A 13,079-nucleotide genomic window follows, 5' to 3' on the forward strand; every position below is an offset into this window, starting at 1 on the left:
GCGGTGTCGACACACACGAGAAACCTCCGGTCGATGCCGCTGGGGACGGTCGTCGATCCGGAGGTTCTCGCTGCTCGGGCCGGTCATCGAGCTCCGGCGAGCAGCAGCGCGTGCAGGTCATGGCCTCCGCGTGTGGGGATGCGTGGCTCGCTGGACGCGCTGGTCGGTCACAGCTTCTCGGGCCGGGGAGCGGTCCACGTGCCGTCGAGGACCGACGGCCGCGGACGGTAGAGCCGCAGCACGTAGTTCCAGCCCGGCATGATCGGAAGGGCGTTCGCGACGCCGTCGAGCTGCACGCCGAAGCGGATCGTCACTCCGCCGTCCTCGTCCCTGACCGCAGTGAGGCTGTTGATGCTGTTCACGCCGAGGCTGTTCTCCTCGAAGAAGCCGGCGGCGTTGTAGAGCGACACCGACCAGAAGGCGTCGACCGGCACGTCGACGAGCCGGAGCCGGTACTCGTCGACGGGGAGGTCCTCGTCCACGCTGATGTACGTCGCCTCGTACTCGGGGAGGCCGCCCCAGCCGGACGCCGTGCCGAGGAGGTGCCGGATCGGGTCGACCTCGTCCACCGTGCCGAACGCGTGGTCGTACTTGCTGACCCCGCGGGCCAGCGCGAGGAGCGCGTCGCGGGTCTCCGTCTGGGACTGCTCGTCGTACTCGGGAAGCGGATACGGCCCCGAGCCGCCGCCCGTGATGGCCAGGGCGTTCTGCAGCCGGTTCACCTGCGCGACGTCGTCGGGGTTCTGCGGGTCGACGAGGATGCGCACGATGAGCGCCGCGTGATCGGTGCCGACGAAGTCGCGCGTGAGGCGGTGCTCACCCGGCTCGCGCAGGATGATCGGACCGTAGTGGTCCTGGTTGATGACCCAGACCGAGATGTAGCGCTCACCGGTGTCCGGCAGCGTGACGGTCACGCCGTCGCGCACATCGATGATCGCGCTGCTGTAGAGCGTGTCGCGGTTCTGCCGGATGATGGGCTGGTCGTCGAGCGGCTTCAGCTCGTAGGTGTGGTTCCACGCACCCACCCCGGTGCCGGCGGAGAGTCGGGAGAACATCAGGTCTGTCTCCGCCCTGTTGAAGTTCAGGACGTTGACCGGGATCGAGGACATGGGGGTTCCTTTCGAGGGGTGGGGACGAGGCGACGGCGCGGGTGCGTTCAGAGGGAGCCGATGCCCTTGCCGAGCATGAGGACGCCGATGACGGCGAGCAGCACGGTCGTGATCACCGCGTTCTCCCTCGCGAGCCACCGGTGGAAGGCTTCCATCGGCGCGCGCAGCCGATCGGCGGAGAGCGTGAACGCGATGACGGGGATCACGACGCTGGAGACGGCGCAGGCGATGAAGACGGCCGCGGCGACCGCGGTGGACGCGGTGGAGAGGCCCGCGCTGCCGACGATGAAGCCCGCACTGGCGGCGATCAGCAGGTTCTTGGGGCGGGGGAGCGAGAGCAGCAGCCCCAGCCCGAGCGCGCGTCCGAACGTGAACGAGTCGACCGCCGACATCCACTTCGGCAGCGTCGGATCCTCGCCGGGAGCGGGTCGTCCGCGCCACTGCTTCACCGCGAGCAGGAGCAGGAGCGCCGCCAGGACGAACTGCACGACCGCTCGCACCGCGTCCGGGCCGCTGCGGTCGGCGGGAACCGGGAGGACGCCCGCGAGGATCACGAACACGGCGACGGGTACGGCGACCCCGACGCACCAGCCGATGAGGAACCCGGGACCGGTGCGTCCGGCATTCGGGGAGAGCAGCATCAGGATGATCGCGACGATCGTCAACGGACTGATGGCGATCGCGAGCGTCAGGGGAAGCGTCTCCCCGATCACCGAACCCAGCATGCTCTCGTCCCTCTCGACCGACGGCACCCCGGTGACGGCTCCCGTGTCATCGGGAAGCGCCGGCCCCATCCCCGCCATGCTTGCGGATGCAAGACGTCGGGAACGGGCGTCTCATCCTCCAGGGATGAGTTCTCGCCCGTCGGGTCCGGCGGTGTCGTGTCAGGCGGAGGCGTCGACCGAGCGCGCGGTGCCGATCGGCTCGACGTCCGTGCTCTCGTCGGCGATGCCGAAGCGGATCAGGGCGCGCGGGTCGGCGCGGTAGTCGGGCGGAGCGGTGTCCAGCGCGCTCGCCTCGAGCAGGGTGAAGTCGGCCGACGTCCCGATCAGGCGCAGCGTTCCCACCGGGAGGCAGTCGGCGATCAGCTGGAACTCGGAGTCCAGCTGGCGCAGCGTCGCACCGGTGATCGACCAGGCCGTGAACTCGTTGGCGGTCCGCGTGCTGATCCAGTTCTGCTGGGCGATCCCCGTCACGCGCAGCAGGGCGGTGTTCCCCCGCAGGCGTGGCGATTGCCGTAGCTCCAGGAGCACGCCCGCCGTCCCGCCCAGGACGTCGACGACGATCCGGGTGATCTGGGCGCCGATCAGCGCATCCGCATGGAGGAAGGGATTCTCCGCTTCCGGCAGCTCCGGGAGCGCGCGGGGGATACCGATGAGCAGGTCATGCACCTTCACGTCGATCTTTCTCCCCAGCTATCCCCACACAAAACGATATGTGATCCCCGTTCACAAACTCTGAATGCCGAGTGTGAACAGGGAGATCTCGGAACGGATGACCCCTCCGGCCGACCGCATCGGACCAGAATGATCGGGTGTGCTCTGCTGCGGGCCGGACACGATGGCAGGGAAAGGAGGACCCCATGATCGGCACGCTCAACGCCGTGGTGGATCTGGTCGCGGCTACGCCACCGGATGAGGAGATCGACGTCGCCGCGTTCGCTCGCGCGCACGGGACGACGGAGTATCACCTGCGCCGGATGTTCTCGGCCCTCGCGGGGATGCCGCTCTCGGAGTACGTGCGCCGCCGCCGGATGACGCACGCCGGGGCCGAGCTCGCCGCGGGTGCGACCAGCCTGCTCGACGTCGCCGTCCGTCACGGCTACGGCTCGGTCGAGGCGTTCGGTCGCGCGTTCCGTGCGGTGCACGGGATCAGTCCGGCCGACGCGCGCCGAGAAGGGGGTCCTCTCCGCACACAACCCACGCTCCGGTTCCGCCTGAGCGTCGAAGGGAGCACTCCGATGGACGTCACCATCACCCACCTGCCCGCAACGGTCCTCGCCGGTCACGCCGTCGAGGTCCCGCTCCTCCATGAGGGCGTCAACCCGCACATCCAGGCGCACATCGCCGCGATCCCGCCGGAGGAGCATGCGCGCCTCAAGGCTCTCGGGAACGCCGAGCCCTCCGGAATCCTCGCCGTCACGGCGGACATCGAGCCGGATGCGCCGGAGGGGACGCTGCTGACATATCTGCACGGCGTCGCGCTGCAGGTCGCCACCCCGGTTCCGGACGACCTCTACGTCATCCGGCTCGACGACGGCACCTGGGCGGTCTTCGCCGCCCGCGGCCCGTTCCCCCAGACGCTGCAGGACCTGTGGGCGGCGACCGCGACCGAGTGGTTCCCGTCGAATCCCTGGCGGCTCCGCCCGGGCCCGTCGATCGTCCGCTACCTCGAGTTCACGGGCGACTTCGCCTCGTGCGAGCTGTGGCTGCCGATCGAGCAGAGCTGACGGCGGACACGGCACGGGACGGGCACGCCGCCCCTCCCGTGTCCGACCCCCGTGCCACACTGGCCGCACGACCGAGGGAGGCACGTCATGGCGGCGATCGACCCGAAGAAGACGCTCGACGCGTACCGGGCGAGGCGGGGCGAGTTCCGCATCGTCGAGGTGCCGCCGATGACGTACCTGATGGTCGACGGGGCGGGGGATCCGAATACCTCGACGCTCTTCTCGGAAGCCGTGTCGGCCCTGTTCCCCCTCGCGTACACGCTGAAGTTCGCGAGTCGACGTGAGCTCGGGATCGACACCGTGGTGATGCCCCTCGAAGGGCTTTGGCACGCGCCGGACATGGATGCGTTCACCTCCCGTCGCGACAAGCAGGCCTGGTTGTGGACCCTCATGATCATGGTCGGCGACCACATCACCGCGCCGATGTTCGCCGACGCCGTGGAGGTGGTCGCGCACAAGGCGACCACGAAGAAGGAGCCGGTGCCGGCACTGGAAGCCGTGCGTCTGGAGACGCTCGACGAGGGCACCAGCGTGCAGACCCTCCACGTCGGTCCGTTCGACGACGAGGGCCCCGTGCTCGACGATCTCCATCACCGCTTCATCCCCGACCGCGGGTTGCGCATGCGGGGGACGCATCACGAGATCTACCTGAGCTACCTGCGTCGTACCGACCCGGCGAAGCTGCGCACCATCCTCCGGCAGCCGGTGGTGCCGGCCGTCTGACCGGTGGGTGCCGGGAAATCAAGCCCCTCGGCGCAGCCCGGCCTCGACGGATACGCTTCATCGATGAGCACGGTCAAGCACGCCGCCCGGGTCGCCAAGGGGTCCTCCGCCTTCCGACGGATCGCCCGCGCCGGGTTCGTCGTCCTCGGACTGATCCACGTGATCATCGGCTCGATCGCCATCTCGATCGCCGCGGGCGCGTCCGGAGACGCCGACCAGGACGGCGCGATGGAGCAGATCCGACAGAACCCCGTCGGCGGTCTGCTCCTCCTGCTCGTCGCCGTCGGTCTCCTCGCGCTGGCCGTCTGGCAGATCGCGAGCGCCTTCCTCGCCACCGACCCCGCCGAGACCAAGAAGTGGGGACAGCGCATCAAGCTCTTCGGCATCGCCCTCGCCTACCTCGTGGTCGCGGGCATGGCGTTCATCTACGCGCTGGGCGGCAACGCCGACTCCGAGACCGCGTCGAAGACACTGAGCGCCGTGGTCCTGGCCGCTCCCGGGGGCGTGGTGCTGCTCGTCATCATCGGCCTCTCCGTGGTCGGCGTCGGCGTGGGCTTCGTGGTCGGCGGGTTCACACGCGGGTTCGAGAAGCTGCTCGATCTGCCCTCGGGCGTCGCCCGCCGGGGCATCGTCACGCTCGGCATCGTCGGCTACTTCGGCAAGGGCATCGCCGTGGCCGTGACCGGGGTGCTGTTCGTCGTGGCCGCGGTGACACAGGACCCCGAGAAGGGCGCGGGGCTCGACGCCGCTCTGCACAGCCTGCTCGAGCTGCCCCTCGGCGGTCTCGTCCTGGGAGCGGTCGGCGCAGGCTTCGCGGTCTACGGCGTCTTCTGCATCGCGCGAGCCCGGTTCGCCCGCATGTGATCACGGAGTTCGGCGCCGCTCACGCGCTCGCCGGCTTCTCGCTCCACACCAGCAGGAACGCGCCGAGGGCGATCATGAGGCCGCCGCCGGTCGCGCCCATCGCCTCGATCCGTCGCGGTGAACGCCCGAACCAATCGCGGGCGGCACTCGCGAGGAGCACCCACACCGCGTCGCAGGCCACACCGATCGTGACGACGATGGCCCCGAGCACGAAGAGCTGCACGGGGACCGACCCCGCGTGCAGATCGACGAACTGCGGCAGGATCGCCAGGAAGAACGCGATCGACTTGGGGTTCGTCACACCGACGACGAACCCCTCGACGAGCAGCCGGACCCCGGAGCGCTTCGTCGGTGCGGAGACGATCGCGCGGGCCGCATCCTTCCGATGACGGATCGCCTGGATGCCGAGGAAGATCAGGTAGCCGGCGCCGAGAACCTTGACGATCGTGAACAGCACGATCGACTGCGCGATCACCGTGCCCACGCCGAGCGCGACCGCGACGACGAGCACGATCGAACCGACGGCGGTGCCGAGGATGCTGAGGAAGCCACCCAGGCGGCCGAGGGCCATCGCCCGGCCGATCGTGAACAGCACGGTCGGCCCCGGGATCACCACCATGATGAAGGCCGCGATCACGAAGGTCGTGAGGGTCTCAGCGCTGAACATGGTGCGAGCCTAGGGGTGCGCGGGCGTGCGCCGCGAGCACCCCTCGACCCGATGTCAGCCCTGGCCCCAGAAGCGGTCCTCCGCCTCCTGGTCCTCGCTCATCAGCCAGACCTCGACGATGCGGCCCTCGGCCACGCGGAAGACGTCGACGCCGTGCTGGTCGAGGTCGTCGTGCCCGGGGCGCTGCGCACGGAAGCGGACGGTCGCCGAGACCAGGTCGCCGCTCTCGGTCGCCGACTCGGTCTCGAGCGCGAACGTGCCGCCGCTCAGCTCCATGAAGCGGCCGAGGTGCGCAAGGATCGCGTCCGGTCCGACATGGTCGCCCGACACCTGGTTCTCGCCCGGCTGGTGCCAGACGGCATCCGGATGGAAGGTCGCCGCCAGCGCCTCCATGTCTCCTGCGGCCATGGCCGCACCGTACTGTCCTACGACGTCGATCGCCGACATGATGCTCCTCCTGAAGGGTCGGTACTGTGGGCATCCAGCGTCTCGACCGGGACGCGGTTACTTCAACGTCACCGGACGGAGCGGCGCATGTCGAGCGAGTGGACGGTCTTCTCGGCGAAATGCCCCTCCCGTGCATCGCTGGCCCGGATCGCCAACAAGTGGACGGCCATGATCGTCGTGCTCCTGCACGAGCAGCCGCTGCGTTTCGGAGAGCTGCACCAGCGGGTGGACGGGATCACGAAGAAGGTGCTCGTCGACACCCTCCGTGCTCTGGAACGCGACGGCATGCTGGAGCGCGCCGTCGGCACGGACGGTCACTCCCGCTATGTGCTCACTCCGCTCGGGCGCACGCTGCACGAACCGCTCCGGGCGCTGCAGATCTGGGCCGAGTCGCATGTCGACGACGTCCGCGAGGCGCAGGACCGCTACGACGAGGTCGCCGACGACAAGATGCTCGACGGTCGCTGAGCGGGCGGGCCCACCCGTGCTCCACAGGTGGGAAACTGGAACGATGAGCGTTTCTTCCGGTGTCGACGTGATCGCCCCTCTCAGCGAGACCGAGGTGCGGCGGATCCGCGAGGACTTCCCGATCCTGCACACGCAGGTGCAGGGGCATGCGCTCACCTATCTCGACTCCGGCGCGACGTCGCAGCGGCCGACCGCCGTGCTCGACGCGGAGCGCGCCTTCGCGACCACCCTGAACGCCGCGGTGCACCGCGGGGCGCACACCCTGGCGGCGGAGGCGACCGAGCTGTTCGAGGACGCCCGCAGCACCCTGGCCCGCTTCGTGGGGGCGCACGACGACGAGATCGTCTGGACGTCGAACGCGACCGAGGCGATCAACCTCGTCGCGTACTCGCTGTCGAACGCCTCGCTCGGACGCGGGGGAGCGGCGGCCGATCGGCTGCGACTCCGGGAGGGCGACGAGATCGTCACGACCGAGATGGAGCACCACGCGAACCTCATCCCGTGGCAGGAGCTCGCCGCCCGCACGGGCGCGACGCTGAAGGTCATCCCCCTCGACGACGACGGCGCGCTGCGGCTCGACATCGCCGCCGAGATGATCGGCGAGCGGACGAGGCTCGTGGCGTTCACGCACGTCTCCAACGTGCTCGGGGTGATCAACCCCGTCGAGCAGCTGGTCGCGCTCGCCCGCCAGGTCGGCGCACTCACTCTTCTCGACGCGTGCCAGTCGGCCCCGCACCTGCCGCTCGACGTGCGTGCACTGGGCGTCGACTTCGCCGTGCTCTCCGGTCACAAGATGCTCGGACCCACGGGCATCGGCGCGCTCTACGGTCGCCGCGAGATCCTGGCGGCCATGCCGCCGTTCCTCACCGGCGGCTCGATGATCACCACGGTCACCACCACCGAGGCCGAGTACCTGCCGCCGCCGCAGCGGTTCGAGGCCGGCACGCAGCGTGTGTCGCAGGCGATCGCGCTCGCCGCGGCCGTGGACTACCTGAGCGAGGTCGGCATGTCCCGCATCGCCGCGCACGAGGCCGCCTTCGGTCGTCGCCTCGTCGAGGGCCTGAGTGCGATCGACGGGGTGCGGGTGCTCGGCGCCGGCATCGACCTGCCGCGCGTCGGGCTCGCGAGCTTCGACGTGGCCGGCATCCACTCCCACGACGTGGGGCAGTTCCTCGACGACCTCGGCATCGCCGTGCGGGTCGGGCACCACTGCGCGCAGCCGCTGCACCGGCGCCTGGGCGTGACCTCGTCGACCAGGGCGAGCACATACCTGTACACGACGGACGCCGAGGTGGAGGCCGTGATCGACGGCGTCGCCGGGGCGATCGACTTCTTCCGGAGGGGCGCATGAGCGACCTGCAGAACCTGTACCAGGAGCTGATCCTGGACCACTCGCGCACCCCGCACGGATACGGGCTGCGCGAGGAGATCCCCGCGCAGTCGCATCAGCTCAACCCCACCTGCGGAGACGAGATCACCCTGCAGGTGCACCGCGGCGCCGACGGCAGCGTCGAGGCGATCGCGTGGGAGGGGCATGGATGCGCGATCTCCCAGGCCTCGGCCTCGCTGCTCGCCGAGCTCGCCGAGGGGCTGAGCGTCGACGACCTCGAGGTCCGCATCGCGGCGTTCCGCGAGGCGATGCGCTCGCGCGGGAAGATCGAGCCCGACGAGGAGCTTCTCGGCGATGCAGCGGCCCTCGGCGGGGTCTCGAAGTACGTCGCGCGGGTCAAGTGCGCCATGCTCGCCTGGGTCGCCGCGGAAGACGCCCTCACCCGCAGCTGAGTCGTCGACGGCCGCTCGACGCGCGGCGTCTTCACGGGAATAGTCGCGTCCGGCGGACGTTGGGCCGTACATGACAACTCTCGGAATCATCGGTGCAGGACACATCGGCAGCCAGATCGCACGCGTGGCGCTGGCCAACGGGTACGACGTGGTGATCGCCAACTCACGCGGACCGGAGACCCTGGCAGACCTGGTCGCCGACCTCGGGCCGCGCGCGAAGGCCGCGACGGCGGAGGATGCGGCCGCCGCTGCCGACATCGCCGTCGTCACCGTTCCCCTGCGCGCGATCGGCGAACTGCCCGCCGCGCAGCTCGCCGGCAAGATCGTCCTCGACACGAACAACTACTACTTCGAGCGCGACGGGCGCATCGAGGCACTCGACAAGGGCGAGACCACCACGTCGGAACTGGTGCAGCGTGCGCTCCCCGGCGCGAAGATCGCGAAGGCGTTCAACCACATCTACGCCTCCGAGATCACGAGCGACGGCACGCCGGCGGGAACCGCGGATCGTCGAGCCCTGGCCACGGCCGGAGACGACGCCGAGGCCGTCGCGTTCGCCACGCGGTTCTATGACGAGGCCGGCTTCGACACCGTCAACGTCGGGCCGCTCAGCGAGTCGTGGCGGGTGGAGCGGGACCGTCCGGCCTACGTGGTGCGGCAGAACGCGGAGGAGCTCACGGCGAACCTCGCGATCGCGAACCGCCTGCCCTGAGAGGTCATCCGGGACAGGGCGACGGGCGTCTGCGCCTCGTCGCCCTGCTCCGGATCTCCCGAGTGCCCGGGGCCTTGGGATACCAAAAGTTGAGGAACCACCGTCGGAGTGCGAGAATGCCCAGATGGCGGGGGCTATGGGGAGAAGCGGCGAACTCGAGTCGGTGCGGGTCACGCGCATCCTGCGTGACGACATCGTCCTCGGACGTCGTGTGCCGGGGTCGCGTCTCGTCGAGCGTGACATCGCCGCGGAGCTGAACGTGTCGCGGCTCCCCGTGCGCGAAGCCATCCGCACACTCGTCGCGGAGGGCGTCGTCGTCGCCCGCCCTCGCACCTGGGCCGTCGTCCGCGAGTTCACCGATCGTGACATCCAGGACTTCGCCGAAGTGCGGGAGGCCATCGAGACGCTGATCTTCGTCTTCGCGGCCGAGCGGCACGACGCGGACGGCATCGCCCGCATCCGTGCGGCCTACGAGCGCGAGCTCGCCGCAGCGAATGCCGACGACTCGGAGGCCGCCCGGATCGCGGCCGCGGAGTTCCACGAGATCGCCGTCGAGCTCGCTGCGAACGAGATGCTCGGTGAGCTCATCGCGGTGTTCCTCACCCGACTGCGCTGGCTGTTCGGCCAGCATGACGATCTGCTCGCGATGGCGGACGAGCACCGCATCATCCTCGAGGCGATGACCGCGCGGGACACGGTCGCGCTGCGCCGGATCGTCCCCGCGCACCTGGCGAGCGGGCAGGCCGCGGCCCAGCGGCGCCTCGCGAAGGCCGCCGACCTGGTCGTCTGAACCGCGCCGCCGCCGTCCGCACGTATTCGGGGACGACAGCGACGTCTCCGGTTGTATATTGGTGCGATCGGAGTCGGTCCGGAAACGTTGCGCTGTCCTGGGGAGCGAGATGCGGAATCTTGCTGTCGCGGTCGGATGCCTGCTGGTTCTCGGCGGAGTCGCGCTCGTCGTGATCGCCGATCAGGAACGTCAGGCGGCCGTCACCGCCGTCAAAGCGGAGATCGTGCGCGTCGAGCATGCGCTGGCGGAGTCGCGCGGCGACAACCGCGAGCTCGCGGAGAAGCTCACCGCCCTGCGCTCGGAGATCGCCGAGCAGGATGCGGAGATCGCGGACACGACGGGGTTCCTGAAGTGATGCGCCGGGTCATGGCCGTCACCGTCGCCGCGATGATGGTGCTCTCCGCCGGGGTGTACGCGCGCACGGCTGCGCTCGAGCAGGAGCGGACGGCGGCCGTGGCGGAACTCGGTGCGCTGCGCCAGCAGTCGCACCAGACGGCCCAGCGCACCGACTACCTCGCGGGGGCCGTCGAGCGCGCCGAGCAGGACTCCGAGGATCGGGCGTCGGTGCTCGCGGTCCGCCCGGCGTTCGTGACCGAGGTCACCGCACTGGCCAAGGCGCTCGAGGGCGCCCAGGGCATGGTCGACACGTCCGCGCACCGCGCGGCGGCGCTGTCCGCCCAGCAGACCGTCCTCGCCGAGAAGTCGGACCCCGACACGGTGACGGCCGCGACCGCCACCGTCCATGCGCTCACGGAGAAGGTCGGCACCGAGGTCGCCACGTGGCAGGCGGCGCAGAGCTTCGGCCCCGCGGGTCCGGCCTGGACGACGAGCGGACCGGGCGGGTACGCGCGGGTGCGTGCCGCGCTCGACCTGGTCGGCGGCGGGGGAGTCGGACTGTACGAGTCCTCGTCGTGCGCGGGCGGGAACGCTCCGGCGTGCGCCAACAGCAACGGCTACATCAAGTACCGCGCCGACATCGTGAACTGGAGCTCGGGGCGCTTGAACTGGGCGATGGCACACGAGCTCGCGCACATCTATCAGTTCCGCGTGTGGGGCGCCCTCACGTCGTCCGGCGCATACGGTTCGCTGTTCGGCAACGACCCCGAGTTCCTCGCCAACTGCATGGCCGTGGTCCGCGGCTATCCGGGGTCGGTCGGCTGCAACGGCGAGCAGCAGGCCTGGGCGTCCGGCATCTGGGTCGGCGCGGTCCGCTGATCCCCTCCGCCCGGCCCGTCCCTCAGGTGGCCGGTGTGGTGGTGTCGATGGCCTCGCGCAGCGGGCGTCGCATCACGCGCCAGTACGACGACGGGGCGATGCGGGTGAGGACGTCGATGAGCCGGGCCTCGCGTCCGACCATGGTGCGCGCGGCCCGTCGCTCGGTCGCCCGCACGATGCGCGCCGCGGCGTCCGCCGGCTCCGTGTGGTACATCGCGGCCTGCGCGGAGGCTGCCCGCGCGGCGACCGCGGGATCGATCGCGGCCGCGTACCGACCGTGCAGGATGATCCCGGTGCGCACGCCCGCGGGGTAGACGGCGCCCACGCTGACCGAGGTGCCCTCCAGCTCGTGCCGCAGCGCCTCGGAGAACGCCCGCACCGCGTACTTGCTCATCGCGTAGGGGATCCGCCCGGCCGGCGCCGCGAGGGCGTAGACGCTGGCCAGGTGCGTGATGTGCGCGGCCGGTGCGGCGCGGAGGGCGGGCAGCAACGCCTTGGTGATCGAGACGGTGCCCCAGAGGTTCACGTCGGTCAGCCAGCGCATCTCCTCCATCGTGAGCTGATCGAGGTCGCCCAGCATCGAGGATCCCGCGCACGTGATCAGGGCGCTGATCCGCGGGTGCGCCGCCGTGATCTCGTCCGCCGCCGCGAACACCGCCTCGTCGTCGCGGAGGTCGACGACGTGCGTGGTCACGCGGGTGTCGCGGAGTTCCGCGGCCACGGTCGCGAGCGCCGCGCCGTCGTGATCGAGCAGGGCGAGGTGCGCGCCGCGCGCAGCCAGGAGTCGCGCGATGTCGGCACCCATGCCGTTCGCGGCTCCGGTGATCACGGTGGTGCTGCCGGCGAGATCGAGGTGTTTCATGCGTCTCCTGCGGGGCGTGATCCGGGTGCGAACCCGCGGATGTCGGAGGGGTGGGGCAAGCTGATTCCGAACCATTCTGGCCGACACCGGGCCGCAGTGATACCGGTACGCTCAAGGAGAGGAGGTACCGGTGGGACGGACAGCGGATGCCATCGCCGAAGGCGTCGCGATCGCGACCGCTGCCGCGCGCCTCGCCGTGAAGAATCACATCCTCATCGGCACCATCGCCGAAGACGGGGTCTTCGACATGGATCGGTACATCGACGATGCGCGTGAGGCGCTGCGTGCGATGGCCGAGGAGTCGGAAGAGGCCGCCGCCACCGTGACCGCCCTGCGCAAGCGCGCCCGGGGCCGGCATTCCGATCCGGTGGGCACGCACGACTACCGCGACCGCGATGTGCGCAACCTCCGTCGCCGGGCCAAGCAGTCCACCGGTGTGGCCGTGCGCCTGCGCGAGATCATGCAGGACCGGCAGCGTCTGGCCGAGATCGTCGAGGAGGCGAGGGACGCGGCCTGGGCCGACGTGCGCCACAACCTCGATCGCCGACTGCGGGTGGAGGGCATGCGCCCCGATCAGGATCCCGACTACGGACGCATGCGCGAAGCCCGCATGCAGGCGCTGCGACTCGTCGATCTGCAGGCTCTCTCCTCGGAGCAGAGAGCGAAGGTGAAGCGCCGGAAGAAGCAGCAGAAAGCCGAGACGGCGAGCGACTGAGGCCTCGTTTCGCTTTCGCGTCGGGACTGTTGTAGGCTGTTCCACGGCCCGCTGAGCGGGCTGGGCGCCCGTAGCTCAATGGATAGAGCATCTGACTACGGATCAGAAGGTTAGGGGTTCGAGTCCCTTCGGGCGCACACTGTGTTGAGACAGTACAGAGATCCCCGTCGCGAAAGCGGCGGGGATCTCTGCTTTCTCCCGTGTCCCTCTCGTCGTCGTTCCGCGCGGTGTGCAGCCGTGGATCACCCAGGTCCGTCACCCGGCCCCCGTCCGGCG

At 70.0% G+C, this 13,079-nt stretch carries 17 protein-coding genes and 1 tRNA gene; 12 read left to right on the top strand and 6 right to left on the bottom strand.

The window, feature by feature from the left end; translation table 11 throughout:
- Positions 1 to 167 precede the first annotated feature (167 nt).
- The 3 genes from MME74_RS03340 to MME74_RS03350 all read right to left on the bottom strand — a co-directional run bounded on the left by MME74_RS03340 (position 168) and on the right by MME74_RS03350 (position 2,506).
- Positions 168 to 1,109, bottom strand: coding sequence for a DUF1214 domain-containing protein (locus MME74_RS03340; protein WP_267417274.1), 942 nt, complete (start codon positions 1,107 to 1,109; stop codon positions 168 to 170).
- A 47-nt stretch (positions 1,110 to 1,156) separates the two neighbouring features.
- Positions 1,157 to 1,903, bottom strand: coding sequence for a GAP family protein (locus tag MME74_RS03345; protein ID WP_267417275.1), 747 nt, complete (start codon positions 1,901 to 1,903; stop codon positions 1,157 to 1,159).
- A 90-nt stretch (positions 1,904 to 1,993) separates the two neighbouring features.
- Complete coding sequence (locus MME74_RS03350; protein ID WP_267417276.1) at positions 1,994 to 2,506, bottom strand: hypothetical protein; 513 nt, start codon at positions 2,504 to 2,506, stop codon at positions 1,994 to 1,996.
- A 185-nt stretch (positions 2,507 to 2,691) separates the two neighbouring features.
- Between MME74_RS03350 and MME74_RS03355 the strand changes: the two genes are divergently transcribed.
- The 3 genes from MME74_RS03355 to MME74_RS03365 all read left to right on the top strand — a co-directional run bounded on the left by MME74_RS03355 (position 2,692) and on the right by MME74_RS03365 (position 5,145).
- Positions 2,692 to 3,558 (top strand): AraC family transcriptional regulator, encoded by an 867-nt coding sequence (locus MME74_RS03355; RefSeq protein ID WP_267417277.1) that lies wholly within the window; start codon positions 2,692 to 2,694, stop codon positions 3,556 to 3,558.
- Positions 3,559 to 3,645: 87 nt separating this feature from the next.
- Entirely contained in the window at positions 3,646 to 4,281 is a 636-nt protein-coding gene (locus MME74_RS03360; protein WP_267417278.1) for a GyrI-like domain-containing protein, read from the top strand.
- A gap of 63 nt (positions 4,282 to 4,344) precedes the next feature.
- A complete protein-coding gene (locus MME74_RS03365; RefSeq protein ID WP_267417280.1) occupies positions 4,345 to 5,145 on the top strand; it encodes a DUF1206 domain-containing protein in 801 nt (266 codons plus the stop codon).
- 19 nt (positions 5,146 to 5,164) lie between these two features.
- On the opposite strand, the gene MME74_RS03370 is transcribed toward MME74_RS03365, so the two are convergent.
- Both MME74_RS03370 and MME74_RS03375 read right to left on the bottom strand, forming a co-directional pair.
- Positions 5,165 to 5,812, bottom strand: coding sequence for a LysE family translocator (locus MME74_RS03370; RefSeq protein WP_267417282.1), 648 nt, complete (start codon positions 5,810 to 5,812; stop codon positions 5,165 to 5,167).
- 54 nt (positions 5,813 to 5,866) lie between these two features.
- Positions 5,867 to 6,259, bottom strand: a complete 393-nt coding sequence (locus MME74_RS03375) for a nuclear transport factor 2 family protein (protein WP_267417283.1) — start codon at positions 6,257 to 6,259, stop codon at positions 5,867 to 5,869.
- Positions 6,260 to 6,346: 87 nt separating this feature from the next.
- Between MME74_RS03375 and MME74_RS03380 the strand changes: the two genes are divergently transcribed.
- The 7 genes from MME74_RS03380 to MME74_RS03410 all read left to right on the top strand — a co-directional run bounded on the left by MME74_RS03380 (position 6,347) and on the right by MME74_RS03410 (position 11,226).
- Entirely contained in the window at positions 6,347 to 6,727 is a 381-nt protein-coding gene (locus tag MME74_RS03380; protein WP_267417284.1) for a winged helix-turn-helix transcriptional regulator, read from the top strand.
- A gap of 43 nt (positions 6,728 to 6,770) precedes the next feature.
- Positions 6,771 to 8,078, top strand: a complete 1,308-nt coding sequence (locus MME74_RS03385; RefSeq protein ID WP_267417285.1) for an aminotransferase class V-fold PLP-dependent enzyme — start codon at positions 6,771 to 6,773, stop codon at positions 8,076 to 8,078.
- Entirely contained in the window at positions 8,075 to 8,509 is a 435-nt protein-coding gene (sufU, locus tag MME74_RS03390) for a Fe-S cluster assembly sulfur transfer protein SufU (protein WP_267417286.1), read from the top strand. The genes MME74_RS03385 and sufU overlap by 4 nt, the downstream gene beginning before the upstream one ends.
- Positions 8,510 to 8,579: 70 nt before the next feature.
- Positions 8,580 to 9,221, top strand: a complete 642-nt coding sequence (locus MME74_RS03395) for an NADPH-dependent F420 reductase (RefSeq protein ID WP_267417287.1) — start codon at positions 8,580 to 8,582, stop codon at positions 9,219 to 9,221.
- A 136-nt stretch (positions 9,222 to 9,357) separates the two neighbouring features.
- Positions 9,358 to 10,011, top strand: a complete 654-nt coding sequence (locus tag MME74_RS03400; protein ID WP_267417288.1) for a GntR family transcriptional regulator — start codon at positions 9,358 to 9,360, stop codon at positions 10,009 to 10,011.
- 109 nt (positions 10,012 to 10,120) lie between these two features.
- A complete protein-coding gene (locus tag MME74_RS03405) occupies positions 10,121 to 10,366 on the top strand; it encodes a hypothetical protein (RefSeq protein ID WP_267417289.1) in 246 nt (81 codons plus the stop codon).
- A gap of 11 nt (positions 10,367 to 10,377) precedes the next feature.
- On the top strand, positions 10,378 to 11,226 hold the full coding sequence (locus MME74_RS03410; protein WP_267417290.1) for a hypothetical protein: 849 nt from the start codon (positions 10,378 to 10,380) through the stop codon (positions 11,224 to 11,226).
- Between the two features lie 22 nt (positions 11,227 to 11,248).
- Here MME74_RS03410 and MME74_RS03415 read toward each other — a convergent pair whose 3' ends face one another.
- Positions 11,249 to 12,088, bottom strand: coding sequence for an SDR family NAD(P)-dependent oxidoreductase (locus MME74_RS03415; protein ID WP_267417291.1), 840 nt, complete (start codon positions 12,086 to 12,088; stop codon positions 11,249 to 11,251).
- A 130-nt stretch (positions 12,089 to 12,218) separates the two neighbouring features.
- Between MME74_RS03415 and MME74_RS03420 the strand changes: the two genes are divergently transcribed.
- Together MME74_RS03420 and MME74_RS03425 are read left to right on the top strand one after the other, a co-directional pair.
- Positions 12,219 to 12,803, top strand: a complete 585-nt coding sequence (locus tag MME74_RS03420; protein WP_267417293.1) for an asparagine synthase — start codon at positions 12,219 to 12,221, stop codon at positions 12,801 to 12,803.
- Between the two features lie 64 nt (positions 12,804 to 12,867).
- Positions 12,868 to 12,940: transfer RNA gene (locus MME74_RS03425), tRNA-Arg, on the top strand.
- Positions 12,941 to 13,079 lie beyond the last annotated feature (139 nt).

Origin of the sequence: Microbacterium oxydans (genome assembly GCF_026559675.1) — a bacterium.
Lineage (GTDB): Bacteria > Actinomycetota > Actinomycetes > Actinomycetales > Microbacteriaceae > Microbacterium > Microbacterium oxydans_D.